At 70.9% G+C, this 26438-nt stretch carries 43 protein-coding genes; 3 read left to right on the forward strand and 40 right to left on the reverse strand.

The genetic code is table 11. The features are described 5' to 3' along the window. Positions 1-100: 100 nt before the first annotated feature. The 38 genes from H299_RS0104930 to H299_RS39485 all read right to left on the reverse strand — a co-directional run bounded on the left by H299_RS0104930 (position 101) and on the right by H299_RS39485 (position 23325). Complete coding sequence (locus H299_RS0104930; RefSeq protein WP_027747508.1) at positions 101-454, reverse strand: hypothetical protein; 354 nt, start codon at positions 452-454, stop codon at positions 101-103. 53 nt (positions 455-507) lie between these two features. Further along, complete coding sequence (locus H299_RS0104935) at positions 508-1044, reverse strand: hypothetical protein (protein WP_486587152.1); 537 nt, start codon at positions 1042-1044, stop codon at positions 508-510. A gap of 80 nt (positions 1045-1124) precedes the next feature. Further along, the gene (locus H299_RS0104940; RefSeq protein WP_027747510.1) at positions 1125-1709 is read right to left on the reverse strand and encodes a phage tail tube protein; all 585 of its coding nucleotides are present in this window, start codon (positions 1707-1709) and stop codon (positions 1125-1127) included. A 75-nt stretch (positions 1710-1784) separates the two neighbouring features. Continuing rightward, on the reverse strand, positions 1785-2183 hold the full coding sequence (locus H299_RS0104945; protein ID WP_027747511.1) for a phage tail termination protein: 399 nt from the start codon (positions 2181-2183) through the stop codon (positions 1785-1787). Next, on the reverse strand, positions 2183-2515 hold the full coding sequence (locus H299_RS0104950; RefSeq protein ID WP_027747512.1) for an HK97 gp10 family phage protein: 333 nt from the start codon (positions 2513-2515) through the stop codon (positions 2183-2185). Before H299_RS0104950 ends, H299_RS0104945 begins: the two co-directional genes overlap by 1 nt. 9 nt (positions 2516-2524) lie before the next feature. Next, positions 2525-2881 (reverse strand): hypothetical protein, encoded by a 357-nt coding sequence (locus H299_RS0104955; protein ID WP_027747513.1) that lies wholly within the window; start codon positions 2879-2881, stop codon positions 2525-2527. Then, positions 2878-3498 (reverse strand): hypothetical protein, encoded by a 621-nt coding sequence (locus H299_RS0104960; protein WP_027747514.1) that lies wholly within the window; start codon positions 3496-3498, stop codon positions 2878-2880. The genes H299_RS0104955 and H299_RS0104960 overlap by 4 nt, the downstream gene beginning before the upstream one ends. After that, entirely contained in the window at positions 3473-4156 is a 684-nt protein-coding gene (locus tag H299_RS37350) for a glycosyltransferase family protein (RefSeq protein ID WP_158692268.1), read from the reverse strand. Before H299_RS37350 ends, H299_RS0104960 begins: the two co-directional genes overlap by 26 nt. Next, the gene (locus H299_RS37355) at positions 4153-6186 is read right to left on the reverse strand and encodes a glycosyltransferase (RefSeq protein ID WP_027747516.1); all 2034 of its coding nucleotides are present in this window, start codon (positions 6184-6186) and stop codon (positions 4153-4155) included. Before H299_RS37355 ends, H299_RS37350 begins: the two co-directional genes overlap by 4 nt. Before the next feature lie 83 nt (positions 6187-6269). Then, positions 6270-7253 (reverse strand): SU10 major capsid protein, encoded by a 984-nt coding sequence (locus H299_RS0104975; protein WP_027747517.1) that lies wholly within the window; start codon positions 7251-7253, stop codon positions 6270-6272. A gap of 34 nt (positions 7254-7287) precedes the next feature. Beyond that, on the reverse strand, positions 7288-7932 hold the full coding sequence (locus H299_RS32205) for a hypothetical protein (protein ID WP_051262122.1): 645 nt from the start codon (positions 7930-7932) through the stop codon (positions 7288-7290). Between the two features lie 47 nt (positions 7933-7979). Continuing rightward, a complete protein-coding gene (locus H299_RS37360; RefSeq protein WP_027747518.1) occupies positions 7980-8714 on the reverse strand; it encodes a VG15 protein in 735 nt (244 codons plus the stop codon). Then, on the reverse strand, positions 8650-10164 hold the full coding sequence (locus tag H299_RS32215; RefSeq protein WP_051262123.1) for a phage portal protein: 1515 nt from the start codon (positions 10162-10164) through the stop codon (positions 8650-8652). Before H299_RS32215 ends, H299_RS37360 begins: the two co-directional genes overlap by 65 nt. A 13-nt stretch (positions 10165-10177) precedes the next feature. Further along, on the reverse strand, positions 10178-11734 hold the full coding sequence (locus H299_RS0104995) for a Terminase (protein ID WP_486587153.1): 1557 nt from the start codon (positions 11732-11734) through the stop codon (positions 10178-10180). 139 nt (positions 11735-11873) lie between these two features. Then, positions 11874-12305, reverse strand: a complete 432-nt coding sequence (locus H299_RS0105000; RefSeq protein ID WP_051262124.1) for a phage terminase small subunit — start codon at positions 12303-12305, stop codon at positions 11874-11876. 19 nt (positions 12306-12324) lie between these two features. Beyond that, on the reverse strand, positions 12325-12825 hold the full coding sequence (locus H299_RS0105005) for a BT4734/BF3469 family protein (protein ID WP_486587154.1): 501 nt from the start codon (positions 12823-12825) through the stop codon (positions 12325-12327). 363 nt (positions 12826-13188) lie between these two features. Beyond that, positions 13189-13533 (reverse strand): hypothetical protein, encoded by a 345-nt coding sequence (locus H299_RS40190; RefSeq protein WP_486587155.1) that lies wholly within the window; start codon positions 13531-13533, stop codon positions 13189-13191. Between the two features lie 5 nt (positions 13534-13538). After that, the gene (locus H299_RS39475; RefSeq protein ID WP_158692270.1) at positions 13539-13694 is read right to left on the reverse strand and encodes a hypothetical protein; all 156 of its coding nucleotides are present in this window, start codon (positions 13692-13694) and stop codon (positions 13539-13541) included. Between the two features lie 18 nt (positions 13695-13712). Next, positions 13713-14066: a hypothetical protein gene (locus H299_RS0105020; RefSeq protein ID WP_027747523.1), complete on the reverse strand. Its 354-nt coding sequence runs from the start codon at positions 14064-14066 to the stop codon at positions 13713-13715. Between the two features lie 15 nt (positions 14067-14081). Then, on the reverse strand, positions 14082-14393 hold the full coding sequence (locus tag H299_RS38030; RefSeq protein ID WP_027747524.1) for a hypothetical protein: 312 nt from the start codon (positions 14391-14393) through the stop codon (positions 14082-14084). Then, positions 14390-14701 (reverse strand): hypothetical protein, encoded by a 312-nt coding sequence (locus H299_RS0105030; protein ID WP_027747525.1) that lies wholly within the window; start codon positions 14699-14701, stop codon positions 14390-14392. The genes H299_RS38030 and H299_RS0105030 overlap by 4 nt, the downstream gene beginning before the upstream one ends. Next, positions 14698-14922 carry a hypothetical protein gene (locus tag H299_RS39480; protein WP_158692271.1) on the reverse strand — a complete coding sequence of 75 codons (225 nt, stop codon included), beginning with the start codon at positions 14920-14922 and terminating at the stop codon, positions 14698-14700. The genes H299_RS0105030 and H299_RS39480 overlap by 4 nt, the downstream gene beginning before the upstream one ends. Beyond that, positions 14919-15224, reverse strand: a complete 306-nt coding sequence (locus tag H299_RS32220) for a hypothetical protein (RefSeq protein WP_051262125.1) — start codon at positions 15222-15224, stop codon at positions 14919-14921. The genes H299_RS39480 and H299_RS32220 overlap by 4 nt, the downstream gene beginning before the upstream one ends. After that, the gene (locus tag H299_RS0105040; protein WP_027747526.1) at positions 15224-15445 is read right to left on the reverse strand and encodes a hypothetical protein; all 222 of its coding nucleotides are present in this window, start codon (positions 15443-15445) and stop codon (positions 15224-15226) included. The genes H299_RS32220 and H299_RS0105040 overlap by 1 nt, the downstream gene beginning before the upstream one ends. Then, complete coding sequence (locus tag H299_RS0105045) at positions 15445-15633, reverse strand: hypothetical protein (RefSeq protein WP_027747527.1); 189 nt, start codon at positions 15631-15633, stop codon at positions 15445-15447. Before H299_RS0105045 ends, H299_RS0105040 begins: the two co-directional genes overlap by 1 nt. Before the next feature lie 15 nt (positions 15634-15648). Continuing rightward, positions 15649-15888, reverse strand: a complete 240-nt coding sequence (locus H299_RS0105050; protein ID WP_027747528.1) for a hypothetical protein — start codon at positions 15886-15888, stop codon at positions 15649-15651. Positions 15889-16005: 117 nt separating this feature from the next. Continuing rightward, positions 16006-16194, reverse strand: coding sequence for a hypothetical protein (locus H299_RS0105055; RefSeq protein WP_027747529.1), 189 nt, complete (start codon positions 16192-16194; stop codon positions 16006-16008). A 5-nt stretch (positions 16195-16199) separates the two neighbouring features. Further along, positions 16200-16514, reverse strand: coding sequence for a hypothetical protein (locus H299_RS32225; RefSeq protein WP_037757731.1), 315 nt, complete (start codon positions 16512-16514; stop codon positions 16200-16202). Between the two features lie 98 nt (positions 16515-16612). Continuing rightward, entirely contained in the window at positions 16613-16849 is a 237-nt protein-coding gene (locus tag H299_RS32230; RefSeq protein WP_037757734.1) for a MerR family DNA-binding transcriptional regulator, read from the reverse strand. Between the two features lie 106 nt (positions 16850-16955). Continuing rightward, entirely contained in the window at positions 16956-17540 is a 585-nt protein-coding gene (locus tag H299_RS0105070; protein WP_027747530.1) for a hypothetical protein, read from the reverse strand. Positions 17541-17911: 371 nt separating this feature from the next. Continuing rightward, complete coding sequence (locus H299_RS0105080; protein WP_027747531.1) at positions 17912-18775, reverse strand: hypothetical protein; 864 nt, start codon at positions 18773-18775, stop codon at positions 17912-17914. A 17-nt stretch (positions 18776-18792) separates the two neighbouring features. Next, positions 18793-19572, reverse strand: coding sequence for a hypothetical protein (locus H299_RS32235; RefSeq protein WP_051262126.1), 780 nt, complete (start codon positions 19570-19572; stop codon positions 18793-18795). Further along, complete coding sequence (locus tag H299_RS32240; protein WP_037757736.1) at positions 19569-20078, reverse strand: hypothetical protein; 510 nt, start codon at positions 20076-20078, stop codon at positions 19569-19571. The genes H299_RS32235 and H299_RS32240 overlap by 4 nt, the downstream gene beginning before the upstream one ends. Continuing rightward, a complete protein-coding gene (locus tag H299_RS32245) occupies positions 20075-20653 on the reverse strand; it encodes a hypothetical protein (RefSeq protein WP_037757739.1) in 579 nt (192 codons plus the stop codon). Before H299_RS32245 ends, H299_RS32240 begins: the two co-directional genes overlap by 4 nt. After that, positions 20646-21017, reverse strand: a complete 372-nt coding sequence (locus H299_RS0105095) for a hypothetical protein (protein ID WP_027747532.1) — start codon at positions 21015-21017, stop codon at positions 20646-20648. Before H299_RS0105095 ends, H299_RS32245 begins: the two co-directional genes overlap by 8 nt. Beyond that, on the reverse strand, positions 21017-21703 hold the full coding sequence (locus H299_RS37365; protein ID WP_027747533.1) for a GIY-YIG nuclease family protein: 687 nt from the start codon (positions 21701-21703) through the stop codon (positions 21017-21019). The genes H299_RS0105095 and H299_RS37365 overlap by 1 nt, the downstream gene beginning before the upstream one ends. After that, entirely contained in the window at positions 21700-23094 is a 1395-nt protein-coding gene (locus H299_RS37370) for a helix-turn-helix domain-containing protein (protein WP_051262127.1), read from the reverse strand. The genes H299_RS37365 and H299_RS37370 overlap by 4 nt, the downstream gene beginning before the upstream one ends. A gap of 57 nt (positions 23095-23151) precedes the next feature. Further along, positions 23152-23325, reverse strand: a complete 174-nt coding sequence (locus tag H299_RS39485) for a hypothetical protein (protein ID WP_158692272.1) — start codon at positions 23323-23325, stop codon at positions 23152-23154. Positions 23326-23506: 181 nt separating this feature from the next. On the opposite strand from H299_RS39485, the gene H299_RS0105115 reads away from it, so the two are divergent. The 3 genes from H299_RS0105115 to H299_RS0105130 all read left to right on the forward strand — a co-directional run bounded on the left by H299_RS0105115 (position 23507) and on the right by H299_RS0105130 (position 25434). Continuing rightward, positions 23507-23770: a helix-turn-helix domain-containing protein gene (locus tag H299_RS0105115; protein ID WP_027747534.1), complete on the forward strand. Its 264-nt coding sequence runs from the start codon at positions 23507-23509 to the stop codon at positions 23768-23770. 456 nt (positions 23771-24226) lie between these two features. Further along, complete coding sequence (locus H299_RS40195) at positions 24227-25180, forward strand: DUF6221 family protein (RefSeq protein WP_051262128.1); 954 nt, start codon at positions 24227-24229, stop codon at positions 25178-25180. Further along, positions 25177-25434 (forward strand): hypothetical protein, encoded by a 258-nt coding sequence (locus H299_RS0105130; protein ID WP_027747536.1) that lies wholly within the window; start codon positions 25177-25179, stop codon positions 25432-25434. The genes H299_RS40195 and H299_RS0105130 overlap by 4 nt, the downstream gene beginning before the upstream one ends. Positions 25435-25495: 61 nt before the next feature. Here H299_RS0105130 and H299_RS0105135 read toward each other — a convergent pair whose 3' ends face one another. Both H299_RS0105135 and H299_RS0105140 read right to left on the reverse strand, forming a co-directional pair. Further along, the gene (locus H299_RS0105135) at positions 25496-25750 is read right to left on the reverse strand and encodes a hypothetical protein (RefSeq protein ID WP_027747537.1); all 255 of its coding nucleotides are present in this window, start codon (positions 25748-25750) and stop codon (positions 25496-25498) included. Further along, positions 25747-26424: a hypothetical protein gene (locus H299_RS0105140; RefSeq protein WP_027747538.1), complete on the reverse strand. Its 678-nt coding sequence runs from the start codon at positions 26422-26424 to the stop codon at positions 25747-25749. The genes H299_RS0105135 and H299_RS0105140 overlap by 4 nt, the downstream gene beginning before the upstream one ends. Between the last annotated feature and the right edge of the window lie 14 nt (positions 26425-26438).

The following is a 26438-nucleotide window of genomic DNA, read 5'->3' on the forward strand; positions in this document are numbered from 1 at the left end:
CCGCAGCTGGGTGTAGATGCCGCGGGTGTTCGGGACGACATCGACCTCGACGCTGCCGACACTGATCGCCACGAGAGGACCCCCTCTCGCGGTGGAGCGCCTATGCGGCGCCCCCGTTGATCAGCCGGAACAGCACCTCGGCGGCGCCGTCGGTCATGGCGGCCGTCTTCTTCTTCGGCGGCTTCGCACCCGGCCGACGGATCGGCTCCGGCGCTTCCGGCCGCTGGCTCTTCTTCTCGGTGTTGACGCAGATCAGCACGTACTCCAGGCGGGCGATCCGGTCAGCCATGAGCGCGAGGAGCTGCTCGGTCTGCGACCATCGGCCCCGCTCGGGCTCACCCTGCTCGGACTGCTCCGCCAACTCCTCGTCCGACATCGAGTTGCGGAGCGCGGTCATCGTGTGGGACTCGGGCGGCAGATGCTGGATCAGCACCCGCAGCCTGCGCCACGTCATGAGCCCTCGGTGCACATCAAGGACGTCGTGCCCGCGGTCGAGGAGGTCGGCCTCTACCGCCTCCGCGTGCTCCTCGAGGACCCGCGCGGTCCACTGGATTTCCCCAGGGCCTCCCCGGACTTCTGCGCGACGTCCCCGGCAAACTTGCCGAACGAGTCCATGTCAGGGTCGAGATCCTCGAAGATCTCGTAGTCGTCCTCATGCAGGCTGGCCCGCATGAACGCGTCGATGTCGCCGTTGTTGAGTGCGCGGATTGTCGAGGAGCGCCAGCGGCCGGACGGGACGCAGCGGACATCCTTGGTGACCCCGTCATACCCCGCCAGCGGCACGGTGACGTACTCGACATCCTCCGCCTCCGCCTCCTGCGCTTCGGCGGCGGCTTCGGCGAGGGCTTTCTTCGTGGTGGGCATGGCGCGGGCCTCCTGATGGCATTCGCATGAGCAGTAGAGGATGTAGTCGGAAGTGGTGAGCCAGGTACAGCCGCGGTGCAGGCCGTCGGCGCACATGCCGCTGAGGGCCTTGTGGCTTTGGAATTGAGTGCTGTTGATCAGGTCCGCGAGGAAGTCCTCGTCGGACATGTGTCTGCCCATGGCGCGGGCCTCCTTGTGGCGCGGGACTTGGTTGTGCAGGTGGCGGGCCGGGCCCGCGCCAGGGACGGCCCGCCACCCGTTCAGGACGCCGGTTCGGCGGGCGTGGCAGGTACGGAGTCGGCGTGGTAGACGGTGTTTCCGGCCTCGTCGGGGTAGGCGGTGACTGTGATCTCGTAGCCGGACATTTCGTCCTGCTTGAACGTCACGTCGGACCGGTCGGACACCTCGCCCTGGGGGACGTAGAAGCCCTTCGCGGTCTCCCCGTCCATCACCAGGAACCACCAGGCGCGGCGGTCCGGGACCGGCGATGCGGTCTCCGCGAAGCTCGTGAGGCCGCCGACGGGCTCCAGGTCAGCGGCGGGCAGCCGGTACATGACGGACTGGACGGCGACGCGGGAGGTCTCCCACAGGGTCACCCCGAACGTCCGCACCGACTTGGTGATCATCGTGCGGAAAGGAGAGGTCAGACCCCACGGAGTGAACTCCTCGGAGTCCTCATCGAAGCCATAGACGAGCCCGTCGTCCGACGTCGCGCCGAGCGGCTCCCACGGAGTCAGAGGTTGAGTGAGCGGCGTCGCGGGCGCGGCCGTTCCGGTGGGCGCGACCCATCCGCCGCCGTTCGCGCCGACGACCGTAAGGTCCGAGGCGCGCGTGATGTTGACCATGAGGTCTCCCAACATGCAGAAACCCCAGCTCAGGGCTGGGGTTCAGGGGTTACAGGACCGGCGCGGGCCTGCCGGTCAGGAGACCGGGTGTGCGTAGATCTGATACGTCGCGCCCACACGGCGGAGGGCGGTGTTCTCGTAGGGCCTGGAGCTGGGGGCGGAGATGGTGACCACGCGGCCGACGACCGCCGTGTCCGTTGCGGAGCCCCGGAGGTCGGTGAGGAGCCAGCCGCGAACCTGCGCGGCCAGCGCGACCGCCTCGCCGCGGGTCGCGGCGTACACGTCGACGTCGACCAGCGCGGCATCGAGTCGCAGCCCGTCATCGGCGCCGCCCACCCGCTCCACCTGAATCGTCGGCAGCTCGTCCACCAGGTTGTTGTCCAGCTCGTCACGGACCACGACCGACAGACCAGCGCGGGCCTGGAGCCAGCCGATCAGCAGCACCTCGACATCCACCGAGCCGACGGCCGCCATCAGTTCCGGCCCCCCACCTGGGCGGCGCGCAGCAGCACATGATGCGCAGGGACGCGCTCCGTGCCGTACTCCACCCACCGGGCGTACGCCGCCGAGTTGGACACGTACGCGACCGCCCGGTCCCGGTTCCTGCCGCCCCGCCGCGTCGACGTGACGTGCCAGGAGGACCGGTACAGGCCCGGGTGCGGGTCCCACGCCGCCGTACCCGTCGGCGAGGTAGACACCGCGACACCTCGAATGACGTGGGCGCGGCGCAGCATCTCCGCCTCCACCATCGGAGACCGCAGCAGCTGGCCGACGCCTCTGCTCGACATCCTGAACTTCGCTGGCATAGCCGCCTCCTATCCGGTGATCCGGTCTGCGGCGAACTCCACCGGGGCGCCGGTGCCGGTGAACGGGCTGCGGAACCAGTTGCCGGGCTCGCCGGTGATCTCGCAGACTTCGCCGCGGACACGCACCTGGTCGGTGGTGAGCCAGTCCCGTCGATGCGGGTCATAGACGGTCCAGCCGACGATGACGGTGTCCCGCGCCTGCTGGTCCTCGCCCCCAGGTGTGGGTGTCTCGTCCACCCGCGGGGCAACCACGCAGCCCGGCATGTCCGTCTCGATCAGCGGCCCGGGGATCGGCTGGCCGCGCGGGTCCCGGCCCGGTGACGGCCCGCGGCGTAGCCGTACCACCGTCTCGCCATGGGCGATCACAGCGCTCTCACCTGAGTGGTCCCCGCAGCGCGCCGATAGCCTCCCGCGGTGAGCTGCGCACGGTCCTCGCCGGTCATCGCCACGGCGGTTCCGGCTCCGGAGCCGTCCGTGCGGTAGGAGTAGGGGCCCATCGTCTCGCCGGTGACGCTGCCCGCCACGGTCGGCGCGGTCAGGGTGCGCAGCACCATGCGGCACACGACTGCCAGGACGTCCGCCGGGGCGGTCGCCTGGCCGTGGGAGTACGTCACCTGGTAGGTATCCGGTAGCGGGCCGCTCCAGTTCAGGGGCCACGACCCGGACGGTCCTGCGCACGTCAGGTCGACCTTGTCGCGGCCGTCCCACACCCAGCCGGACAGCGCGCCCACCGTGCCCCCGTCCGGGCCCACCGCGGCGAGGGAGACGACGGCGGTCACCGGGCGCTGCGGAAGGCGCAGCACCGCACCCACCGGGCGCAGCACGATCACATCGTCCGCCACCGCGGTGAACTGCTGCCGGGTGTAGCCGCGCACCAGTGCGCTGGCGTCGGCCAGGAGTGCGTCCGCCCGAGCGGTCTCCTCTAGCGTGAGGTCCCGTCCGAGCCGGGCCTCCAGGTCAGTCGGGGTTGCGAGAGGTTCCACAGGACACCTCCCTCTCGGCGAGCAGGCCGGTCATGGCGCCTGGGGTGCGTGCTGCGCGGTAGCGCTGGTAGAGGGCACGCCCCGCGGGCGAGCCCCAGCGCAGGGACTCCCGCTGCTGGGGCGGGTGCCACAGATGGTGAAGCGGGGCGGTGCCTCGCCACGGGCGCCCGGCCAGCATGCGCAGGGCCAGCGCCCACGCCTCGTCCTCCTGACCCCACCCGGCGAACCGCGCGTCCAGCGGCACCCGTTCGTACGTGTCGCGGGGCAGGATGGTGATGCCGCCGCCTTCGTACCCCGGGTACGGAGGCCGGTCCAGACCTCCCGCGAGAGGGCCGCCCGCCAGAACATCAGCCGTGGCCGCTTCGCCCAGGCGTCTCACTTGCCCGTGCGGCACCGCCCACGGCGCCCCGGCGCGTACCGCGGCCACCGCGTCGGTGACGCCCTCGCACCACACGTCGGCGTCCGCGATGATCAGCAGGTCGCCGTCGGCGCGGTCGAGCCCAGCGGCGACCGCTGCGGCCTTGCACCACGGGCCGTCCGGCGCAGTACACAGCACAATTCCGTATCCGGCCGCCTGCCATTGGCTCACCACCCACCGCAAAGCAGCCTCGCGGTGGGGGCAGCCGCCGCGCCACGGAATGATGACGGAGGCGGTCATGGGCGGCACTTGGTGACCGCGCGGCGCGATCCGGTGCCGGTGTGCGCGAACACGCCCGGCGTCAGCTGCGCCACCCCGCGCAGCCCGGCCGCATGCGCCCGAGCCTGCGCTTCCCGCTCGCCAGTCGCTGGCCAGAGCGCGGAGGCGGCGGCCGTGCGCACCAGCGTGGGGTTCGTCGTGTAGTGCGCCTGGGTCGCCTGACGCCAGGCGCCGCGGTCCCGCCACACCAGGCGCTGCTTCGTGTGCATGTGGTAGGGCAGCGTCCGCTCGACGGCGTGGCGCAGCCGCACCTGGAACACCTCGTCGTGGTCGGCCAGGATGCGGCGCGCGTCGTCCAGCCAGCCGTCGTGATCCGGGGTGGCCTTCCAGTCGTCCTCGATGTGCAGCCAGTAGGTGCGGCCTGATTCGGCGGCAAGCTTCGCCAGGTGCGAGGTGGCGTCGCCGATGGATGCCCGGTCCGCCCGGTGCTCGACGTGGTCGATGGCATCGCCGTGCTCGGCGAGGACCTCTGCGGTGTCCGGGTCGGCGCCGTTGTCGAGCGCCACCACGTGCGCGGTTTCCAGCAGCCCTGGCGCCGTAGCGCGAAGGGCGGACAGGGTGTCGGCGAGCAGTTCGGGGCGGTCGCCGGTCAGCAGCGTGACCACCACGTCGGAGGCGTCCACGCGTACGGCAGTGCGGGGGCGCACGAGGGCCATCGGCTTCCCACCGGTGGCCAGCCGTTCGACCTGTGCGCCGGCCCGTTCCCATGCGTCCAGTGCGGCGATCTCGCCGGGCCGGTCGGCATCGTCGAGGAGCAGCACGGCGTCCTGGGCCAGGTGCGGAGTGAGCGCGTCCAGCGCGGCGGCCCGACCGCCCTCACCTTCCGGCGGACCGTCCACCAGCGCCAGCCCGACACCGTCCGGCAGCACGGTGTCGTACCACGGCCCGGCCGGCGTGTGGTGCAGCGGAGCCAGGCGCAGGTCCACGTGCTTGGACAGGCCCCGCTCGGCGAGGAGTCCGGCGGTTGCGTCCCGGTACTTCGCCTGGTGCTCCAGCGTGACGACGCTGGCCCCGGTGTCGCGGGCGTACTCCGCCAGCAGCACCGTCGAGGAGCCCGACCCGGCCTCCACCACCACGGTCGGCTTGTGCTCGGCCAGCTGCGCGGCGAGCGTACGGGCTCCTCCCGCGTCGAGTGCCCAGCCCCGCCACAGCGCCGCATCGTCAAGCGCGCCCGCGGAGTCCGGTTCCGGCGTCACGCCGGAGAGCAGGCCGCGCAGCCGCTCGGCGTGGTGGCCGACGTCGGCCACCACGCCGGCGTCGAGGCCGTCGCGGAGTACCTCGCCGACCGCCGACGGTCCCTCTGCCGCGGCGGCCACCATGGGCGGCCACAGCCGCCGTAGCTGCGCGGTCACAGCCTTCCGTGACGGGGAGCCGGTGCCGGATGCGGGCGCGGTCGTCAGCGAGCCGCGCCGCCGGTACCGGTCATACAGCGGCTGCTCCACCACCGTGGCCGCGCCGGATGCCAGGGCTGTGCCCGTGAGCATCGTGTCCCAGGCGATGTCGTAGTCCGGCCGCGGCCCGCCCACCTTGCGTAGCCAGGAGGTACGCCACAGCCCGGCCATGTGTGCATGGTGCCGGAACCTGCCGTCGCTCCAGGGCACCACCGGCTCCACCGTCGCCTGGCCCCGCAGCGCGTGCACCCGCTGAGCGGTGAGCACCACGTCCGCACCCTCAGCGGCGTCGAGCATGCCGGTGAGCCAGCGCGGATCGGCGGCGTCGTCCGCGTCGTGCGGCGCGAACCACTCGCTGTCGCAGGCAGCCAGCACGACCGCGTCCGCGAAGTACCGCCCGCGGCGCTCCGGCAGATCGAAGCGGACCAGCCGCGGGTCGTCGATGTCCTCCAGGGCGGGCCAGGGCGGCGACTCGCTGTCGCCGTCGTTGACGACTACGCATGTCAGATCCGTCCAGGTCTGGCCGAGGACCGCGTCCACGGCACGCCGGACGGTGTCCGAGCAGCCGTGGTACGGCATGGAGACGGTCACGGTGGCCACTGGCACCTCCAGCAGGAAGAAGAATGAGGAAGGGGGTGCGCGGCCCGCCATGGCGACGGGCCGCGCGGGCCTGCGGACTGCGATCAGGACCCGGTGCCGTCGTCCAGCCCGGTGATCTTGCCGTGAGCCTTCTCGTTGCCGTACTTCAACCCGATCTCGCCGTAGACCTGGGAGCGTTCGGCCGCGCCCACCTTCGCCAGCGGCTCCACGAACAGGAACCCCTTGCCCGGGATGAGCAGGAACGTCGGGGCGCACTGCTCCAGGGACACGGCCGCGATCGTGTCGGTGGGCATGTACCGGTTGAGCATCACGTTCAGCTCGCCGAAGTCGGTGATGATCCGCGATACGGACACGCCGCCGATCTCACGGGTCTGCTCCTGGTAGTTGGCATCCGTGACGAACAGCTTCGTGAGCATCCGCTTCTGGTAGCCGTTACACATCAGCGTCGCCGTCCCCGACTCCTGAATGCCACCGGACTCCCACACCATCTGGAGCAGGTCGATCACGGTGTCATGGGTCAGCGCGGCACCGGCCGCCGCGATAGCGTTCGTGGTGATCGCGGGCAGAATCCCACGGGTCTTCCGCGGCGTGCTGTTGTTCGCCGGGTTCTGGAACGTCCCCGCCAGGAAGGTGACCTCGATGTCCCGTGCGATCTGCTTCAGCGCCTGGCTGATCTGCCAGTCCGCCTCGTTCATCACCGGGTTCGCCCCGGCGATCCCCACGGAGCCGGGGTGTGTCGAGCCGGTCGAGTTGTACTGGCCGCTCGCGGCCAGCTTCGTGTAGGAGATCTCGACGGCCTCCTGGTGGATCTCCACGACGTTCGTGACGTTGAACCGCGCCCGCCCTTCGGCGGTCGGCGCGTTCGCGCCCTCCACCCGCTGCCGGTCAACGGCAGCGTCCCGCAGGTCGTAGCCCTGCCACTGGAACAGGGTGGTCGCCGCAGCTTCGCCGCCGGTCAGCCCGCCGATCGCGGACAGAAACGGGGTGTCCTGCGGGCTCTCGGCGAACAACTCTCCGACGTAGTTCGGCAGGTTGAACGTGGTCCCCTGCCCGGTGATCCCGGCCATTTCGGCCTCACTTTCTGGCAGGGGGCTCCTGCCGTTAGGTCCCGCTGGTCATGTTGATCAGTTGCTGTGTCTTGAGCCGCCGCGCCTGCCCCCAGTCGCCGGCCTGCTCGGCGGCGGTGATCTGCTCGGGGAGCGTCGGAGGCTTCGGCGTGGGCAAGCCGCCAGGCCGGAGGCGCTCGGGCGGCGTAGGCGGTGCGGGCTCGCCCTCCGGTGCGGCGTCCGTACCGGCGGCGGGCTCTGGCGTAGGAGCCTTGTTGGCGCTGAACACGGTCAGCAGGTCTTCCGCATCAGCCTCCAGTTCCTCGCGGGTCGCACCCACAAGGCGCCGGGCCTGCGCCGCGGTCAGCCCCTTCTCGGCGGCGACCTCGTTGCGCAGCAGCTTCTGCTCGGCCTCAGCCGCGCGCTTCTGCGCCTCGGTGAGCTGCTCGTTGAGCTTCTCCTCAGCGGACTTCCGCGCCTCGCGCGCCTTCTCCGCCTCGGCCGCCAGCGGCTCCAACTCCTTGAGTCGGGCCTCCAGCTCCTTGCGCTGCCGCGTCTCTTCCCGGCGTGCCTGGCGCTCTTCCGCCAGCGCCTTCTTCCCGGCGTCCCCGAGGCCAGCGCTCTCCTGCTTGGGTGCCGCCTCGTCGCCCGTCGCAGGCGTCTCCGGCGTCTCGTTGTTCTCGATCTCCTCGTCAGCCATCGCGGCCAACTCCCTTTCCTTCACCCCCGCCCTCGCGACGGGGAAACTCATGCAGCCTGGCGGCGCTGTGCGTTCACATGCGCACGCCACGCGCGCAACGCTGCCGGGCCCGAAGTACCGCGCGTCGCCTGCTGCCACTGCCGGTACAAGTCCTGCACCTCCGGCGGCTCCGCCTCGCGCCGGTAGAGCAGCTCCGGCGTACACGCACACCAGTCATGCGCCTGAAAGCGGGCGGTCGCCTTGGTGTACACGGCCCCACGGCCGATCAGCGCCAGGCAGAAGGGGCACGGCTGCGCCCGCCCGGCGATCCGCCGCCAGCCCGCCACATCCCCCGAGTCCTGGGCCGTGCGCAGCACCGTGCCGCGGTCGCCCTCCCGGACCAGCCTCGTCGCCGACCCCGCCAGCTGGTCGGCCATCGTCCGAACGCTGGCGTCCGGGCTGCCGCTGATCCTCATGTGCTCCCGGAAGGCCACCGGCCCGGTGACGCGCAAGCTCGTGGCCACCTGCTCGGGCACCGGCTGCCACTGCGCCACACCGTCCAGCCGTACGCCCTCCAGCCGGGCATGCTCCACCAGGTATCCGCGCGCCAGCCGCGCCAGCGCAGACTGCCCGGCCAGGATCTCCTCCTGCACGGCCGGCGCGATACGGTCCCACCAGCCGTCAATGTTCTCCGCGTCGGCCCGCAGCGCGGCCGTACGCAGGCGGCGCGCCAGCAGCTCAGCCAGCCGCACCACGGTCTGCCGGTGCCGGCGCGTCAGCGCCCGGGCCCGCGAGTTCGGCATCCTCCACCCCCGGCGTCTCCTCGGCGCCCGGCAGCGGCGAAGCCAGCAGCGCGGCCATCTCCTCCATACCGGCGCGCTCGTCCGCACTCTTCTCCCACCGCTGGATGTCCTGCTGCGTCACGCCCGGGACCCGCTCCCACAACTCCCGCGGCGGGATCTCCAGCTGCGCCGCGAGTTTGCCCAGCGCGTCAGCAATCTGCGCGAGGGACCGCGGCGTGGTGTCACGCCACACCACCTGCGCGGACCGGTCCTCCCACGCGGCCTCGTCGCCCATGGCGCGCCCGCACAGCCGCAGCAGCTGCTCATTCGACTCCCCGAAGCTGGTCTTATGCTCGGCGATGTCCTGCTGATGCCCGGCCTCCAGCGCGGCCAGAGCCTCAGCAGACACGTTGCTCACCGCGTTGCCGACGACCAGGGAGTGCGGCGGGATCTGCCGCGCACTGGCGACGTAGAGCAGCGTCTTGTCCCGGCTGTCCAGGTAGCCACTGAGGTTGGTCTCGGCGAAGTCACCGAACTTCGTGTCCGGCGACTCGGCGTGCCACACCCGGTTGACCGCCGCGTTCCACGGCTCGACCGGATTACCGTCCGCATCCTCCGGGATCGCCATGCCCGTGACCCACCGCTGCCGGAAGGCTTCGTACAACTCAGCCATGCTCAGACCGAACGTCGTCTGGTTCAACTGCCGCTGCGCGGGCAGCATCGGCCACACCACGCCCTCCGGCCCGTCATCCAAGTCACCGAACGAGTCGAGATAGCGCACCACCGGACACACGCCCATGCCGTGTTCGGCGACCGTGACCCTCGCCGCGTCGATCGCCAGGCCCTCGAACGGCAGATACTCCGAAAACGCCCCGTGCGCCGCCGGAGTCACCATCTCGGCCGGCACCTCGAACGTGTACACCGCCACATCGTCATGCACGGTGATGTCGGTGACCATGTGGGGACTCTTCGCGTCCAGCACCGGCCGCGGAATCCCCACCGACACCGCGTACCGCGGCCACTCGTCGTTGATCGGATCCGCGTACAGCGCCGTCATCCGCCGCGGCGACCACGGCGTGATCACCGGATGGCCCTCCTCCGCGTCCTCCTCGGCCGGCAGCACCGTGGCGTAGGAGTAGCCGTACCGCAGCGCGGCCCGGTACAGACCCGCCTGGCGGGCATCCATCCGGTTCGCCTGCCACACCGTCCACGTCCCGGCGTTCGCCGACAGGCCCGCCGGCCGGTAGCCGTCCACGAACAGGTTCTGCGCCAGGGAGCTGACGAGCAGCGGCAAAATGTTGAACCGCGCCTGAGCGACCAGCTTGCGGTACTCCGCCGTCGCCGAGGCCGGCACGTAGATGTCGTGCACCTCGCCGCGCACCCACTGGTGGATCAGTGACAGGCGCCCCGACTCCGCGCGGCGGGCGGACAGCAGCCAGGAGGAGATGTTCGTCAGCTCGGACTCGGTCATCGGCACGGCTCGCTCACCCCCATGTCACGACGCGGCCTGCCCGCTTCTTCGGCCCCGCCTTGTACTTCGCCCACGCCGTGCTCGCCAGCAGCACCCTGCGCACCATCCGTGCCCCGATCGCGCACACCGCCAGGTCGATCTTCTTCGGGGACTCGCGGCCCTCCTTCGCGATGGACACGCCGTACTTGTTGGGGCGGCGCCGCGCGTTGAGGATGTGCCGCTGGAGCCGGGAGTCCCCGTCGTGCGTCACATCCCGCTCCCGAATGTCCAGCTCCATCCGCTCACACGCCTCAGTGAAATCCCGCCCCCGGGCCCGCATGTCCCACGCGACCGAGTGTGCGTACCGGCCGACCGTCCCCTGAACCAGCAGCTGCTCGCCGAAGGCTTCCGCCCACGCGTCGATGTAGGACTCGAACTCGGCCAGGTCGGCGAAGAACGCGACCACGCTGCGGGTGGCGAACACCTGCCGCACCACGCGGTCGACGTCCGCCCGGTCCACCTGCCACCCCTTGCCCGCAGGTCCTAGGGGCTTCTCCCAGCAACCCAGGGTCATCAGGTGCCCGGTCTCCACATCGCAGCCCACCAGTGCGCTGGCGTCATCCGACTTGGACCCGTCGAAGAACATCACCATCGGCGCATCATCCGCGACGATCCGCTCGACGTCCGCGCACGCCGCCCACAGCGGATGCGTCGTCCACGCATCCCGGTCCGCGGTCGGCTGGTTGAAGAAGTACCGGCGGGATTCCTCGATGTCCTTCTCGATGTTCCAGAACTCCGACTCGATGATGCCGTCCAGGTCCAGCGCATCGGCGTGCGGCCCGTACACCTCCCGCAGCGCGGCACGCATCTGCTCCAGGTCCGACAGGTCCACCTCGGCCGGGGCCTCGCGGTGGTCCAGCAGCAGGCGGTGCTCACGCGTCTTGCCTTCCGCAATGAGCTTCGCTCGCTCGTGGAGCTTCTCCAGCACGCTGTCCTCGCCCGGCTGGTACATGGTCGAGGTCAGCAGCGCCCATGGGGCCGCCTCGCGGCGCTTCCGCAGGTTCCGGTCCACCGTGCGGTACATCTGCCGCAGCTCGGGCAGCACGTACAGGTGCGGCTCGTCGAAGACCGCGAGGGTCTCCTTGCCGCCGTCCCGGGAGGCCGCCGCAGCAGTGGAGGGCCGGATCTCCCCACCCTGTGGAAGGAAGATCCGCGTCATCCCGGCGACACCGGACGGCAGATCCTCCGCCAGCGGCCCGTGCTCCAGGTTGAACAGGATGTTGTCGTAGGTGTTGCCTGACTGGGACTCCTCCGTCGCCAGGCACCGGATGAACGGGTACGTGATCGGCCGGCCCATCGGCTCGCCCGGCTCGTACTCGTATACGAAGTCCCGCCAGCGGTACTGCTCGCCGCCGGTGGCCCACCCGGCGAAGCGGACCGGCGCGAACGCCTCACCCAGGCCGATGAACCCGGCCAGCTCCGACTTCGCCCGGCCCTTCGCCCGCGAGATCGCCACCGTGTCGTACAGGCGCCGCCCGGTCTCATCGTGCGCGTAGCAGTCCAGGATCAGCCCGGCGAACTCGTCATCCAACGGCAGAGACTCGCCGCCGTGCCGCGGATGCAGCGGAACGCCCTGCACATCACCCGGGCCGTGGACGCAGAACCATTCGATCCACGCCAGCGCCACCCCGAGAGACCGCGTCCGCGTGTGTCCCGGGGCGCGGACCAGTTCACGAGGCATCGGTCAGGCGCCGGCGGCGCGACGTCAGATCTGCCACGCCGGCCGGAGCCGCGGACGGCGGCGGCTTCGGCGCCTCCACCTTGATCCGGCCCCGCAGGCGGTCCATGTGCGTTGCGCCGAGAAGGCCTTCGTTGAGCCGGATCTCCGCCAGCAGCTTCGTGGACGGCTCCAGAAAGTAGGCATCCACCAGCGGCGCGAGCATGATGAGGCGCTGCCAGTCCGTCCCGCCGAACGCGGCAGCCTGGGGAGCGGAGCGCCACGTGTCGTACCAGGCGAGGGTCTGCGGCCCGAACAGCGCGGCGTGCGGCAGCTCCGGGCCCCGCAGCTCGGTGTCCGCCGAGACGGTCACCGACTGGTCCTCGAACTCGTCCGCGTTCCGGCGCCGCTTGTTCTCGCTCGGCGGGGGTCCGTAGCCAGACATGGCCACCACCCCCTCGCCGTCACGTCAGTTCTGCAACCACTTCGGACAGGTCAGCCAGCAGGGCCGGGCAATCCCCGTACCGCTGCTCCGACATGGCGATGTACCGGCCCTGCCCGTACACCTCGATATGCGCGCCATCCGCGCGCCGAATCCGGCGACCCTGCCGCACCTCGCCACGCCCCCAGATGTGCAGGCCCGTCCCCGACGGGGACACCTCCACGAACGTCTCCGGGCACCGCTCCAGAATCCGCCGAGCCCACGGAGCCAGTCGGCCGCCGTCCAGGCAGTGGTCCAAGTCGATGCACACGATGCCATCACCCTCGGCAAGCACGAAGCCCAGCCCGACACCGTGCGACGAGGCGGCAGCCGCACGGTACGGCGACCAGGTAGAGGGCGCCGACACCGACGCCAACGCCCGCGGGCAGTCCACCCGCAGCGGCTCCTTCGCCGGACCGCGGCGCACCCACCGATCACGCTGACGCAGCTCGGCCGGCGCCCGCCGATCCCGGTGAGCAGCCACGCGGCAACGCGGTGAGCAGTACGTAGGCACCCGCCCCCGCCCGGCGACGGGAAGAGACTCCCCGCACCGACCGCACCCAGGACGCTCCGTAGCTGACATGTCCTCAGTCTACCGTAGCTGTGTAACGACTAGGAGCCCTGAACAGGCGTTTCCCCTTGAACCCTCTCACGCCGACCGCGACGCTCCGGCATCACCGCAGGTCATAGACCCGTACAGACCGCGAGTTGCTATGCCAACCCGATGGCCTGACTGGGATGATCTTGGGTCACCCCCCAGGGGTGATCTTGGTCAGGTGGTCGACCGAACGGTCGGCGGATGGGATCTCCCCTGGTCAGAGTCCCGGCCACCGTGCACGTGTGCAGCTCATCCGCCGGCCTGGTGCTGCGGGTCGGCGTCGATGCGTGTGATGGTGGCGCCGCTGGCTGAGGGGATGGCGAGGCAGGGTCCGTGCGGGTCGGCGAGTACGGCCCAGCCGTCGCGGATGTCGAGGGTGAGGTGCTGGTCCTCGATGAGGAGGTCCTCGCCCTTGCCCTTGGGGTACCGGATCAGGTAGGCGGTCGGCGTCTCCCGCTTGACCCGGATGCACCCTCCGAGGCCGCCGCATCCGCAGTTGGCGCAGTGCTCACAGAAGGGCATGTCCTTGTAGTTGCGGTAGACGACCTCGGGGCTTCCGCAGACGCAGCAGACTTCACTCGGGGCGGCGGCCATGGCGCTCAGCTTCCGTTGCCGACGCTGCCGAGCATGACCGTCTTGGTCAGCTCGAAGGCTTGGGGTTCGGTGAATCCGGCGGCGATGTAGGCGGTGTACAGCTCGTGGAGCTGGGCTGCCGCTGCGGCGAGTTCGGTGATGGGGTCTTCGGGTTCACCCATGGGCGCGGGCCTTCCTGCTCAGTCGTCGTGTTCGGCGCGGATGGACACGCGGCGGGCGAAGAGGGTGAGGGTGACGCGCACCAGCTCGTCGGATCGGGTGCTCATCTCGTGCACGATGACGGGGTCGTCGGCTGATGCGGCGAGCGACTGTCCGTTGATGCGTACGTCGTTGGGTGCGATGACGCTGCCGCCGGTGGTGTCGTCTGTGGCCCGGCCCTTCTCGATGATCTCGATGACGGCGCCCCGCGGTGGCGTGCTGTCGTCGGCGCGCCAGGTGCAGGTGCACGGCGCGCCGTTGATCAGGAGGCGGTCGCAGTCGGGCTTGGGGCACTTGTCCGTGCTGTGCACGGGGTCGCCCATGCGGTAGGCCATGGCGTGGGCCTTTCGTCAGAGGAGTCCGGGGTGTTGTTCGGGGGGCCGTCGTCGTCCTGGTGGGGGGTTGGCTGCTCGTGCGGCGTTGCCTTCGGCGCTGGACTTGTACCGGTGGCAGTGGGGGGGCACTCGGTCGTGGGCCCAGTCGAGGTTGTCGAGGCTGTGATCGTCGCCCGGCTGCTTGTGGTCGAGGTAGTCCCCGCCCGGGTCTCCGCACAGGTGGCAGATGTGATCGGGATTGCGGGCGTGTGCTGCGGGGCGGATACGGGTGCGCCAGTCTGCCGGGAGCCGGGATCGGCGCGTGCTGCCCTGCCAGCCGCCGCTCATGGCGCTGGCCTTCCGTCAGTGTCGCCTCGGTACTTGGCGAGGGCTTGGCTCACGCGTTCCTCGCCCCAGTCGCTGGAGTCCCACCACTCGACTGCCTTCCACACCTCGGTGAGCCGTTCTAGGCGTGCGGTTGCTCGCACTTCCCACTGCCGCAGCAGGAGGAGGAGTCCTTCGGTTTCGCGTGCAGCGTCTTGTGCGTAGCCGAGTCCGGCGAGCCGGGTGGCCATCTCTTCGAGGTCGTAGCGGTGGGCTTGGAGGTCTTCAAGGTCTTGGACCGCGCAGAGGTAGTTGTACGAGCCGCCGCTCATGGTGCGATCAGCGGCCCCGTGTTGACCTTGCAGTCCGGGTGGTGCGGTACGTCCCCAGTTTGAAGTGCTCGCCACGGTTCGCATGTGCAGGTGACGGCCGGATCAATCCGGTCGGCGATGTGGTCGTAGGTGCATCGGGGGCAGCCGAGGCCGCCATTGCACATGTAGTGCTCTGGCGCCGCCTGGCGGATCGCTTCGGCGACGACGCGCAGTTCAGTCACAGCGTGGCCTCCGAATGCTCGGCGGCGGGCCATCGGATCGGCTGCCCATCGGCGTCGACCGCCACCTCGTTGGCGGGGATGGCGATGGTCTCTTCGAAGACGAGGACGCAGCGGGCGCCGATCTGCTCGGCCACGGACGGGCGGCTCAGCAGTCGCTGTTCGCCTTCCACCGGGATGAACGGCCCTTCGGTCATGCCGAGGGCGGCGGCGATGGTTTCGTCGGCTTGGTCGACGATGAGCACGAACGGCGGCCGAGCGTCGTCGGCGCCTTCGGGCAGTTCGAGGATCTGGAGGCGGGCCATCAGGTCACCGCCTCAGCTTCGTCCTGGCGCTCGGCCCGGAGGATGTCGCCGATCTCCAACAGGGCCTGCGCGACGGCGACGGTGGCGATGGCCTGCGCCTTGGCGGCGCGCGCTTGAATCTCGGCGCTGGCCACCTGGCCCTGCGGCATTGCGTTGAGGTCTTCGGCGGCCTGCCCGAGAGTGCGGCTGGCGAGTTCGCGGTAGCTGGGTACGGCGGCCATCAGTCGGCCACCTTCTCGTCGCCCGGCATGCGGACGATGCTGAGGACGTTGCTGTCGGGCACGAGCGCGACGGTGCCGTCATCGTCGTCGACGAACCTGTAGTGGTCCTCGGACGCTTCGTGCTGGACGGATGCGGCGGCGACTTGCTCTTGGTCACCACTGGTGTAGGCGATCGTGTAGCGGGCCATGGCGCGGGCCTTTCGTCAGTCGTCGTCTTCGTCGGTGAGGGCGTAGCCGGAGTTCTCGACGGCTTGCGCGGCGGTGATCATGCCGAGGCCGGTGATCCAGTCGAGGGATTCGGAGCGGCCCTTGGTGATCGATACGCTGCCGTCGGCTTTGAGGGTCTTGATGATGACGATGGCGTCGAGAGGCATGTCGTCGCCGTCGATGTCTACGGTGACGCCGAGGGTGTCGAGGATCTGCCCGACGGACTGGTAGGCCATGGCGGCTCACCTCCGGCTAGCACGGACGTCGGGAAGTGGGTGGTGGCCCGCCCGCCGCCTCGGTTCGGGCGGGCCACTCGCGCCGCGCGCCGCTGGTGGGGCCAGGGCGGGCGCGTCTCAGTCGTCGTCGGGTGCGCGTTCGGTGTCGGAGGCGAGCGCGAACCCGATGCCGGGCTTCGATGCAGGCTCGGGTGCGGCGTCGAGGAGGCGGCGGGCGGTGCCTTCTGCCGCAGCGAGCTTCTTCCGGGACTTGCCCTTGATGCGGACGTGGACCTCGCGGTCGCCGGAGGTGACAGAGATGCGCATGCCGGTCAGGCGGGGTCGTACGTGGCGGCGAACACGTCCGGCTTGCAGGGGTAGAACCTGCCGGGCTGCTTCTCGGGGATGATCCAGTCGCCGTGACGGGCAACCGCGAGTTCACCGTGGACGGTCCGGACATTCATGGCGATGAAGTTCGGACCATCTTCACCGCAGGTGTCGGACGCCTCGCTGGCGCTGATCTCACGCGCACCACCGGGGTTGGCGTCCTTGAAGGCGTCGCCGAGGAACTCGCACACCTCGCTCCAGGTAGTCCAGCGGAGCTGCACGGCGTCGATCTCTACGGGGCGCTTGCGGTAGCGGGCCATGGCGCGGGCCTTCCTGTCGGCAGAGGTTGGGCCGTGCAGGGCGGGGCCAGCAGCACCCTTGCTTGTGGACGTCCCGCCCTGCGCGGGGTACTGGGGGGTCAGGCGGCGGCGCGGTCGAGAACGCGGGCGGCGCGGGGCCGGACGGTCTTCTCGGCGGCGGCGATCTGCTGCTGGGTGTAGATGCGGCGGCCGTGCTCGTCCCGGTGGGGGTCGGTGAGGATGCCGCGCCGTTCCCAGCTGTAGATGGTCTGCACGGAGCGGCCGGTGAAGGCGGCGGCCTGCCGGATGGTGAACCACAGGGTGCCGGCCGCGTCTTCGCGCGCGGTGTCGTCCACTGTCACCTCCCGGGTACGACGAACCCCCGCACGGTGGCGGGGGTCCGGGTGGCTGTGGGCGCACGTGTGGCGCTGCTGCCGATTATGCGTAGCACCAATCAGCTAGTCAAGCGCCAGCCTGGATGGTGCCGGTGAATTCCGGGGACGTTCCCTCGCCGAGGGGGTCGGCTTCGCTGACTCGCTCGAGGAGCACGACGATCTTCCGGCCGTACCGCTTGCCGAAGCCGTAGTCCTCGGTTTTCACGGTGGTGACGCCTGGTGCGAGGCGTCCTTCGAGTGGGTCCATTTCGTCGGTGGCGTAGGCGGACGCTTCGCCGCCGGAGGTGCCGCCTTCGACGGTCGTGCTGAGGTCGTCGAGCACGGCGGGCTGGTCGCCGCTGTTGGTGATCTTGATCTTGAGGCGGAAGCCCAACTCGCCGGGCTCTTCGTCCCAGCCGGGGATTTCGCGGGCCTCGGTCACGGTGACCTTGATGTCGCCCCAGTCGTACGTCTGACCGAAGGTCAGGTCCGTCTTCTGCGCCTCCTGGTCCTCGCCGCACTGCTTCATCCATTCGGCTTGGGAGAGCTGGGAGTCAGGGCCGCAGTCGGCTGCGGCGCCCTTGGTGGACGCGGGCTTCTCGTCGGTGGCCGGCGAGCTGGTGTCGTCGCTGCCGCAGGCGGCGGTGAGCGCGAGGCCTGTTGCCAGCGCCACGGCGGAGCAGGTTCGTCGGATTCTCATGTGCGGTCGCTCCAAGGCGTGATCATGGCGGAGCGGGGGGTGACGGTGACGACCATGCCAGATGACGCCGGGCTATGTGGGCGCTTCTGGGTGGAATGCGCTGGCCCCGCCCAGGGGTTGGGCGGGGCCGTTGGAGGTCAGCCGGAGGCGGCGGTCACGACTTCTCGGGCGGGGGCTGCTTCTCCGCTTCCCGCTTCTCCCGGCTCTGCTCGTTGCGGCGGGCGAGGTCCTCGCGGCTGATGGTGCGCTGGAATGCCATGATCAGTAGTCCTGTCTCCTGGTTGGGGATGGGCCGGGGCGGCCGTTGCTTGGCGGTAGGGGCCGCCCCGGAGCTGGCGGTGTGCTCAGGTCTGGTCGACGGTCGGATCGGCGCCCGGTGGCGCCGGAGTCGTGCTCGGGGCGATAGCCGCGTCGAGGGCGGCGGCGGCCTGGCGGGCGATGTCGTTTGACTGCGTCGGCGTCGGCGTCGTCGTCGGCGCCGGCTTCGGCTTCGGCGGCTTCGGCCGCTGCTCGGACAGCGCCGGTACGCCCGCGGCTTCGGCGGCCTGGGCGTACAGCGCGGCGGAGACGAGCAGGAGGGTCGCCAGGAAGTGGAAGCCGAGTGTCTGCAATGGGCCGGCGAGGTACTCGTTCCAGAAGGCGGTCAGTTCGGCGTCAGGGATGTGGACGAGCAAGAAGTCGCGGGCCACTCTGCTGTAGAAGACGGTGAAGGCGAGCAGCATCACCGCTGCCAGTGGGGCTCGGAGCGCGATGTGCAGGGCCACGCGGGGGCGGGACATCGCGCCTGCCGCGCGGGCGGCGGCCAGGGGGCCGTAGAGCTTGCTGCACGCCTCGTCGAACTTCCTGTCGCCGGTCGACCGCTTCGCTGCTCCTGCTGCTTTGGTGATGGGCTCGAACAGGTCGGCAAGGTTCCGGTGGTAGTACGGCGAGTTGAGCAGGCGGTGACCTTCTCGGGCGTGCTTGCGGATCTGCCGGTCTTCCTCAGCGCTCAGCTTCTCGACGGGCACGGTGGCGACGGGGGTGATGTCGGGTACGCGGCCTTGAGCGCCGAGCGCGTTGATCCATACCCGCATGGCGGGGTTGCTGGGTGAGGCGAGGTGGCCGCCGAGGCGGTCGAGGACAGGTTGCGTGGTCTTGCCCACGTAGCGGATGGTCCCGTCGCGGGGGTCGCTGAGGGTGTAGATCGTGCCGTCGCCGGTCTTGGTCACGAGGGTGGGTTCCTTGGTCAGTGAGTGAGGTGGATGGCGCTGCCGAAGTGCCGCCCGAGATCGGTGTCATCCACACCGGACCCCTTCTGAGAGGGGTCGGGAGTGGGGCCGCCGCGTGTGGATTCCCGCAGGTCAGAATCGCTCTCCACGTGCGGAGAGCGGGGATGTGGAGCGGGGTCGGGGAGTGGGCCGGGCAGATCCTCGAGCAGCTGCTCGATGGTGCTCCTGCGCACCCCTGTGCGTCCGCTGATTCGCCCTACCCGGAGGGTGCGGTCGACGCCCACCTCGAAGTGGTCGAGCATGCGCCGCATCTGGGGGTCGGTGAGGTGGGCCAGGGCGGGCCTCGCGCGCAGCCTGGCGTAGAGGTCGGACAGGTGGATGCCGGCGCGGTCGCGGGTGGCCTCGTCCAACCAGCGGGCGAGGGCTGCGCGGAGCCTGTCGTGCTCGGCGGCGCTGTGCTCGCCGTGCCCCGTCTTGTGGCTGCCGTCCTGCTTGGGGTCCTCGGCGGACGGCGGGGCCGCGCGCCAGGCGGCCCAGCACCACCAGCCGGTCAGCGCCCACATCAGCCACGGCAGGGCGCGGAGAATCTGACAGGCGAGCCAGGCCGCGCCCGCCAGCACCGCGAGGCGCAGGAGGGGGCCGAGGACTGCGCGCCAGCCGGTCAGGTCTTCGCGACGCCCGGCCCGTATCCAGGCGATGAGGCGTTCACGCTGTCGGGCGGCCAGGATGCTGGAGCCTGCGGCCAGGCGGCGGGCGGCGCGGGTACGTCCAGCCCACGCGGTGATCAGGCGCTTCACAGCAGGCCCTTACCGGAGTTGAGCGCGGCGACGGCGTGCGCGCCGAGGGTGTTGATGCTGTCGGGCAGCCACGAGAGGGCCGCGGCGACTCCGGGCAGGAACCCGAGGATCGCGAAGGTGACGAGGCCGCCGAGGATGCGGCGGCGGTCCTTCTTCCCGGAGGCGCGGTAGAGGAGGATCACGCCGACCAGGATGAGGCAGACGACGGCGCCGCCTGCGGGGGTGAGGACGCCCATGCGGGCGGTCTCCAGCGGGGCGCTGCCGGTGCCGGTCGTGGAGGTGACGGCCTTGTCTCCGGCGCGGGTGGAGAGCCCGGCGATACCGGAGGCGCCCCAGCCGAGCGCGCCTCCTACGCAGATCGTGGCGAGCGCGCCGAGAATCGCGCCGGACCCGTAGGGCAGCAGGGCCTTCGGGTCGCGCTTCCCTTCGGTCCACCAGGGGCGGAGGTTGGCCCAGAGGATGGCGAGGGCGACGACGATGCCGCCGAGGCTCAGTGCGACGTTCACGGGTGGACTCCGGTGAGTGCGGTGATCGGGTCGAAGAGGCTGATGGCGCCGGTGGCGCCGATGCAGGTGGTGACCAGGAGGAGTCGCGCCCACCAGGTGCGGCGACGCAGGTCGGCGAGCACCGCGAAGGTGAGGGCGAGTCCGGCGAGGGTGTAGGCGGCGGGGATGCCGGCCTCGGTGCGGCACTGGTGGGTGGTGGCGGCCCAGGCGGTGGCGGTGCTGTGGCCGGACGGGGGGATGGGCATGACGGCGAGTGCGGCGGCGATGAGGGTCTGCCAGGGGCGTATCCAGGCGCGGAGCCAGGACCAGTCGCGGCGGGGACGCTCCGGCTCGATGTGCGGCTCGGCGAGCTGGACCGTGACGTGGACCTCGAGCGGTGCCGGGCGCTCCGGCGGGGCGGGCCAGGGCCACGCCGCCGCCGGCGGGGGGATCGGTGGCGGGGGTGGTGGGGCGGCGGGTGCGGGGGTGCGCCAGGGGGGTATCGCGTCTGCGGCGGGCGGGCCGGGCGGCAGGGGCGCGGGCAGCGACTGCCCGGCGGGGATGATGCGGCTCGGAACGATCGGCCCGTCAGTCACGGCGCACCCCGCACTCGTGCCCGCGGGCGTCGGCGAGTGCGCGGGCGAAGGCGCGTGCCGGGTAGCCGGTGGTGACGTGGCGGCAGGTGCCGCAGCGCCAGGCGTAGCCGTGCTCGGTCCACTCCCCGCGGGTGCTGCGCAGGGTGTACTCGGCCCGGTGGAGGTGCACGGCGGCGCCGGAGCGGCCGGTGACGGTGGTGATCACCCCGGACAGCGGCGGCCCGCCCGCGGCACGCTGTACGGGCGCGAGGTGCGGCACGGGGCCGCGGTCGTCGGCGGGGTGCCGCTCGGGCGCGTACGAGTAGCCGGGCGGGAGCGGCGGCAACGCTGCGGCAGCAACGGTGTTGCGGTCCTGGAGTCGCATCACTGGTCTCCGGTGTTGGTGGTGCCACGCTCGGCTGTGAGCTGGCGTTGCAGGCGCTGCGCGGTCTTCTGTCCGATGCCCAGCGCACGGATGAGGGTTCGCAGCGAGGGCACGTCCCGGTCCGGCGCGGATGGCAAAGCCCGAGCGGCTGCGAGGTGGTCTTGTTGCGGCGGTCGTTGCGCGTTACGTCGCCTTGCAGGCCGTGTTGCGGTGGGCCGCTGCTTCGCGATGTACCGGAACACCTCGGGTGCCAGGTCGAACCACTCGGTATTGCCGTTGCGGTAGTCGGCGAAGCGGGCGTGCAGCGCGCGCTCCAGTTCGGGACCGCCGTGCAACGCCAGTAGCACGCTGTCCGGGCGCAGCGCGAGGGAACCGAGGCGACTGGCGAGGTTCGAGGTGTACCCGATCTTGACTCGGCCGCCGTTCGCCACGAAATAGACGATGGTGTCGTGTACGCCGCCCAGCAGCGCATCGATTGCTGCAACGCGTGCCGCCCCTATGAGGTCCATGCGTGGCGGCGGCGTGGCGGTGTGCTGTTGCGCCGCGGCAAGCTGGTCCCGGAGAACTTCGGGGACGACCGTCAGGGCGACTTCGAGGCGATGGGGTTCGCAGAGCGGCACGGGGTGTTGCATGACTGGCTCGCGGTGGCAGCGACGACCGTCGTCGTCGGCGTTGCAGTGCTTCATGTCGGTCCTTCTTGGAGGGCGGCAACGTGCTCGGGCGCGAAGTGGAGCCGCCCGCTGGCGTCACGGTGGACAGGTGCGATGCGTTTCCGGTTGACCCAGGAGCGGACTGTTGCGGGGCTGACGCCACGGGCTTCGGCGACTTCGGCCACGGTCATCAGGCGGGCGTGGGTGGCGGATTCTGCATCGGGCGTTGCGTCGGGGAGCGTGGCGTGCACGTCGACGCGGCGGGGTGTTGTTGCAAGGGCTGCGACGGGTGCCGACATCGCGGTGTGCGGGTGCGTTCCCATGGGCGCGAGATCGAGGATGAGCCTGCGCTTCGGCGCGGGATCGGGGCCGCGGGTGGCAGGCGTGGCAGGGGGCGTTGCGTATGTTGCGGTGCTGTCGCGGTGGGTGCCGATGGCGATGCGGACCTGCGTCTCGGAGACGACCACGCCGTGCTCCGTGCACAGGGAGGCGATCTCTGCCGGAGTCGCTTCGGGTTTGGCGGCGGCCACTCGGCGCACCGCGTCGAGTGGGTGCATGTGGGTGAGTTGCTGGTGCACGAGTGCGGCCGGGGTGCGCGGGGTGGCGGGCGGCTGCTCGGGCTGCCACGGGGAGGCCAGCTCGACCGTGGACAGCTGCGCAGCGCCGCGGCGCCCGGCGAGCTGCCGCATCAGCTGATGCCGCTGCTCCCCGTCGAGTGCAGCGCCGGAGCGGGTGACGGCGGCGGCGAGGCGGGCGCGTCCCCAGGGCGAGAGCCAGCGGCGGGAGGCGAGGCGCACCGCGCGGGCGGTGGCGCGGTCACGCGAGATTTGCTCCGCGCTCCGGTCCCGCACCGCGAGGCCGAGGCGGGACAGCAGCCGCTCGCGAAGCTCGCGGGCGAGCACTGCGGGCAGGCCGGAGGAGCGCGCGCCGGGCTTCGCGTGGCGCAGTTCGATCCCCATTGCCAGGTGCCACAGCAGCGCGGCGAGTACCGGCCCGACGAACGCGCGGACCGTTCCGCCGACCGCGCCGGATTCCGAGAAGGCTGGCACGATCTGCACCCCGGTGATCACCCACACCAGGACGCCGGGCGTTCCGGGGGCGCCGGACTGCCGCAGGTTCTGTCGGGCCATCAGCGCGCACGAGAACAGGGCCAGCTCGGCCGCGGCGAACATGGCGGCCCGCTCGATCGAGTCGGTCATGCCGAGCCGGTGTTCGGCGAACGCCCAAGAGGTGTCCGCGCTGTAGGCGGTGCAGGCTGCCGCGGCGAGCCCGGCGACGAGCACGGCGGCCGGGGGACGGCGGGCGGCCCGAACGGCGCACACCGTCGACCAGATGGCAGTGGTGGCCAGCAGGAGTACGGCCGCGCCGAGCCCGGCTGCGGGGTAGGGGTGCGTACCGGCCCAGCGGACAGCGGTGTCCAGGTCCATGACGAAGGGGCTCCCGGGGAGGGGCCGGGCCGCCATGCGCGGCCCGGCCGGGGTGGGTCAGCTGCGGTCGGCTCCGGCGGCCTCGTTGCCGTTGCTGCGGGCCTGGCCGAGCTGCTCCCGGGCGGTGGCGGCGCGGGCCGTGGCCCCGGCGTAGTCGTCAGCGGCCTGCGCGAGGATGCGCGCCGCCTCCGGGCTGGGCGCGGTCGTGGGCTGGTCGGTACGATCCGACATGGTCATCTCCTGGTGAAGTCAGGTGGATGGCTGGCCCCGGTGGAGGTGCAACTTCGCCGGGGCCGTTCTGTTCACGGACGGAGGAGGGTCCCCGAGCCGTTGTGTAGGCAGACTACACACGTGTAGGCTCACTACACAAGACGGCAGGACGACCGCCTCCCGAGCCCGGAGAGGTGCGGAGATGAGCGACCAGGCGAAGGAGGTGGAGCGCGTGCTCGAAGCGGTCGATGCGGTTGCAGCGGGCGAGCCCCCGGCGGTACGGGCCAAGCGGCTGGCCAAGATGCTGGACTCGGTACGCGAGCGGGTTCGCAGGGAGCGGCAGCAGGCGGTGCGGGAGATGCACCAGAGCGGAATGACCTACCGGCAGATCGCCAAGGAGTTGGAGATCAGCTTCGGCCGTGTTCGGCAGATCCTCGCCGAGGAGACCGGGCCGCCGCCGGAATGAGAGAAGGCCGAGCGGTGTGGAAGACCGCCCGGCCGAGAGCACCCAACAGAGAGAAAGGCGCTCCATGGGCGTACCGAATGGGTCAGTGAGTGGCGCAATGGTTCACCCTGGCGCCGCCATCAAAGGTAGTAGCGAAACGGCTGTCTACCGGCTGTACGGCAAGTCGGATCGCCTGTTGTACGTGGGTATCGGCCGAAGCCCGATGGCCCGTTGGGGCGCGCACGCAGAACTCCCGTGGTGGCTGGACGTCGCCCGGTTCACGGTGACCTGGTTCTCCACGAGGCGGGAGGCACTCGCAGAGGAGTTGAAGGTTCTCCACGAGGAAGACCCGTTGCATAACGTTCAGGGGACAGCGCGCGGTGCGCTGGCCACCGGCAACGGCGTACGTGCGGCGTTGGCCCGATCTCGCCAGCATCAACAGCAGGCGTCCGAGCAAGCCGAAGGAGACTCCCCCTGATGAAACTCGCGACGGAACGGGATAGGCCCGCCGCTGTGTACCGGCTGTACGACGCAGACGAAACCCTCTTGTACATCGGGTCGAGCTACGACCCGGACCGTCGTTGCCGAAACCACTACGGCAAACCGTGGTGGTCCCAAGTCGCCCGCCGGGTGGATCAGTGGTGCCCGTCCAAGACAGCGGCTCTCGCCGCAGAGGCGGCAGCCATCACGGCAGAGAACCCAGCCCATAACGAGATCGGCACGCCCCGCTATGAACCGCCCGCGAAGAAGGCGGAGGCTCGGGTTGCGAGCGCAGACCTGTCGATAGCGCAGATCGTTGCGCGGCACGGGGTCACCCGTCAGACGGTTCACACGTACCGCCGCCGTGGCGTCTTCCCTCGGCCGGTCGAGGGTGAGGGCAGTACGCGCCCTCGGTTCCATGCGCAGGAGGTGGCGACCTTCTTCGCGCAGAACCCGAAGCAGCCGGGCAAGCGAACAGACCGCGCCCCTGACCAGCAACGAGGAGCCACCATGGCCGACACCTTGACCGCGTTCATCCGCGCCCGGCTGGCCGAGGACGAGCAGGCGGCGCGGCTCATGGAGGAGCACTATCCGAGCCCTTGGGATCTTGCTGACCGTGGGTGGATGGCGCATGTCGTCGCCGATCGCCCGGACTACCGTGAGGTGACGCGGCTGGAGCGGTGGGCCGGGCAGCCGGAAGGGTCGGGGGCCCCGGACTTGGGGGAGATCGTCGCTCACATCGCCCGGCATGATCCGGCCCGCGTGCTGCGCGAGGTCGAGGCGAAGCGGCGGATCGTGGCCCTGCACGAGCGGCTGCCTGTCGGGGAGTTCTGCGCCACGTGCGACGCCCCACTGGGCATCCCCGGTCTCTCTGATGGGTGTGCCACGCTCCGGCTCCTCGCCACGACGTACGCCGATCACCCTCAATTCCGTGAGGAGTGGCGGCCGTGACCGACGGCCCGATGTGGAGTCGTGACGTCTGGGAGGCGGTGCTGGAGGCGCAGGACGGCCGGTTGGCCTACTTCTGCCCGTTCTGTCCGAATGACGGTCTAGTCGTCTTCGGGTCCGGCCGCGTGCTCCAGCTGCCCGTGTACCGGAATGCAACGGGTTTCACGATCACGGTGGAGGGTGACGGGCCGTCCGTGGTGACGTGGCGACCATGCGGCCACCGTGTCGTGGTGGAGGGGCGCCTCGACCAGCCGTAGCCGCGCCCGTACGCACGGAAGCGCCCACCCCAGCCGGGGCGGGCGCTTCGTCGTGCCGGGGCTAACCAGCGTCGGGTTTCCGGCAGGTGTGGAAGCGGTAGGTGCGTCCGCCCCAGGTGCGCCACTCGCCCGTGAAGCCGTCGCAGTCCTTGGTGAGGCACACGGTGCTGGGGCGCCGTCGACGCGGCGGCTCGGGTGTGGCGTCTCCTGGCGGGGCCAGGACCGATTCCGCCCGCCACGGGGGCGTGTTGACGGCACGCTGCGGTCCGGCGGGGAGCCAGCCGCCCTCGTCGTACTGCTCCGAGACTGGGCTCACGCGATGGCCTCCTGCTCATCTCGGGTCGCGATGGCGACGCGGGCGGCGAGGGCGAGATCGTCTCGGGTGTACAGGCTGCCGCAGGCACAGCACTCCACGTACGTCTGCCAGTCCTCCTCCACGAGCGCCAGCTCGGAGCAGGCCGCGCGGGGGCAGGGTTGGGTGACGGGGCGCCGGCGGGGCCGGGTGCGGGTGATGCCGCGGATGGTGGCCATCATGTCGCTGATCTCGCGCGTCATCTCGGGTATCCACGGCTGCGCGCAGCACCAGTCGAGGTGGGGCGCGAGCCAGGCGGCGAGCTGTGCTTCGTCCGCCCGGATGGGTCCGCGTAGGCGCCGTTTCTCGGCGACGAGCCGCACCCAGGAGGTGAGGGTGCTGGAGATGGGCAGCGGCCCGTGCTGGTCGCCGTACGCGTCGCGGACGTCACCGCGGGCCGCCGGGCCGAGGAGGTTGAGGACGTCCTCTCGTCCGGGGAGCGGGGCGGTGCGGCTTCCGGCGACGCGGGTGCCGCCGCCGGTCTCCCGCTGACGGGACCCGCGCAGCACAACCATTTGCGCGGGGAGTTCGGCGAGCCAGCCGCGCATGCGGTGTTCGCAGGGGTGGCAGGCCCAGCGGCCGTGCTCGTCGTCGCGGAGGGTGCGCGGGCAGCAGGCGCAGAGGGTGGTGTGGTCCACGAGGGTGCTCCCTT

The organism is Streptomyces sp. CNH287 (assembly GCF_000424825.1).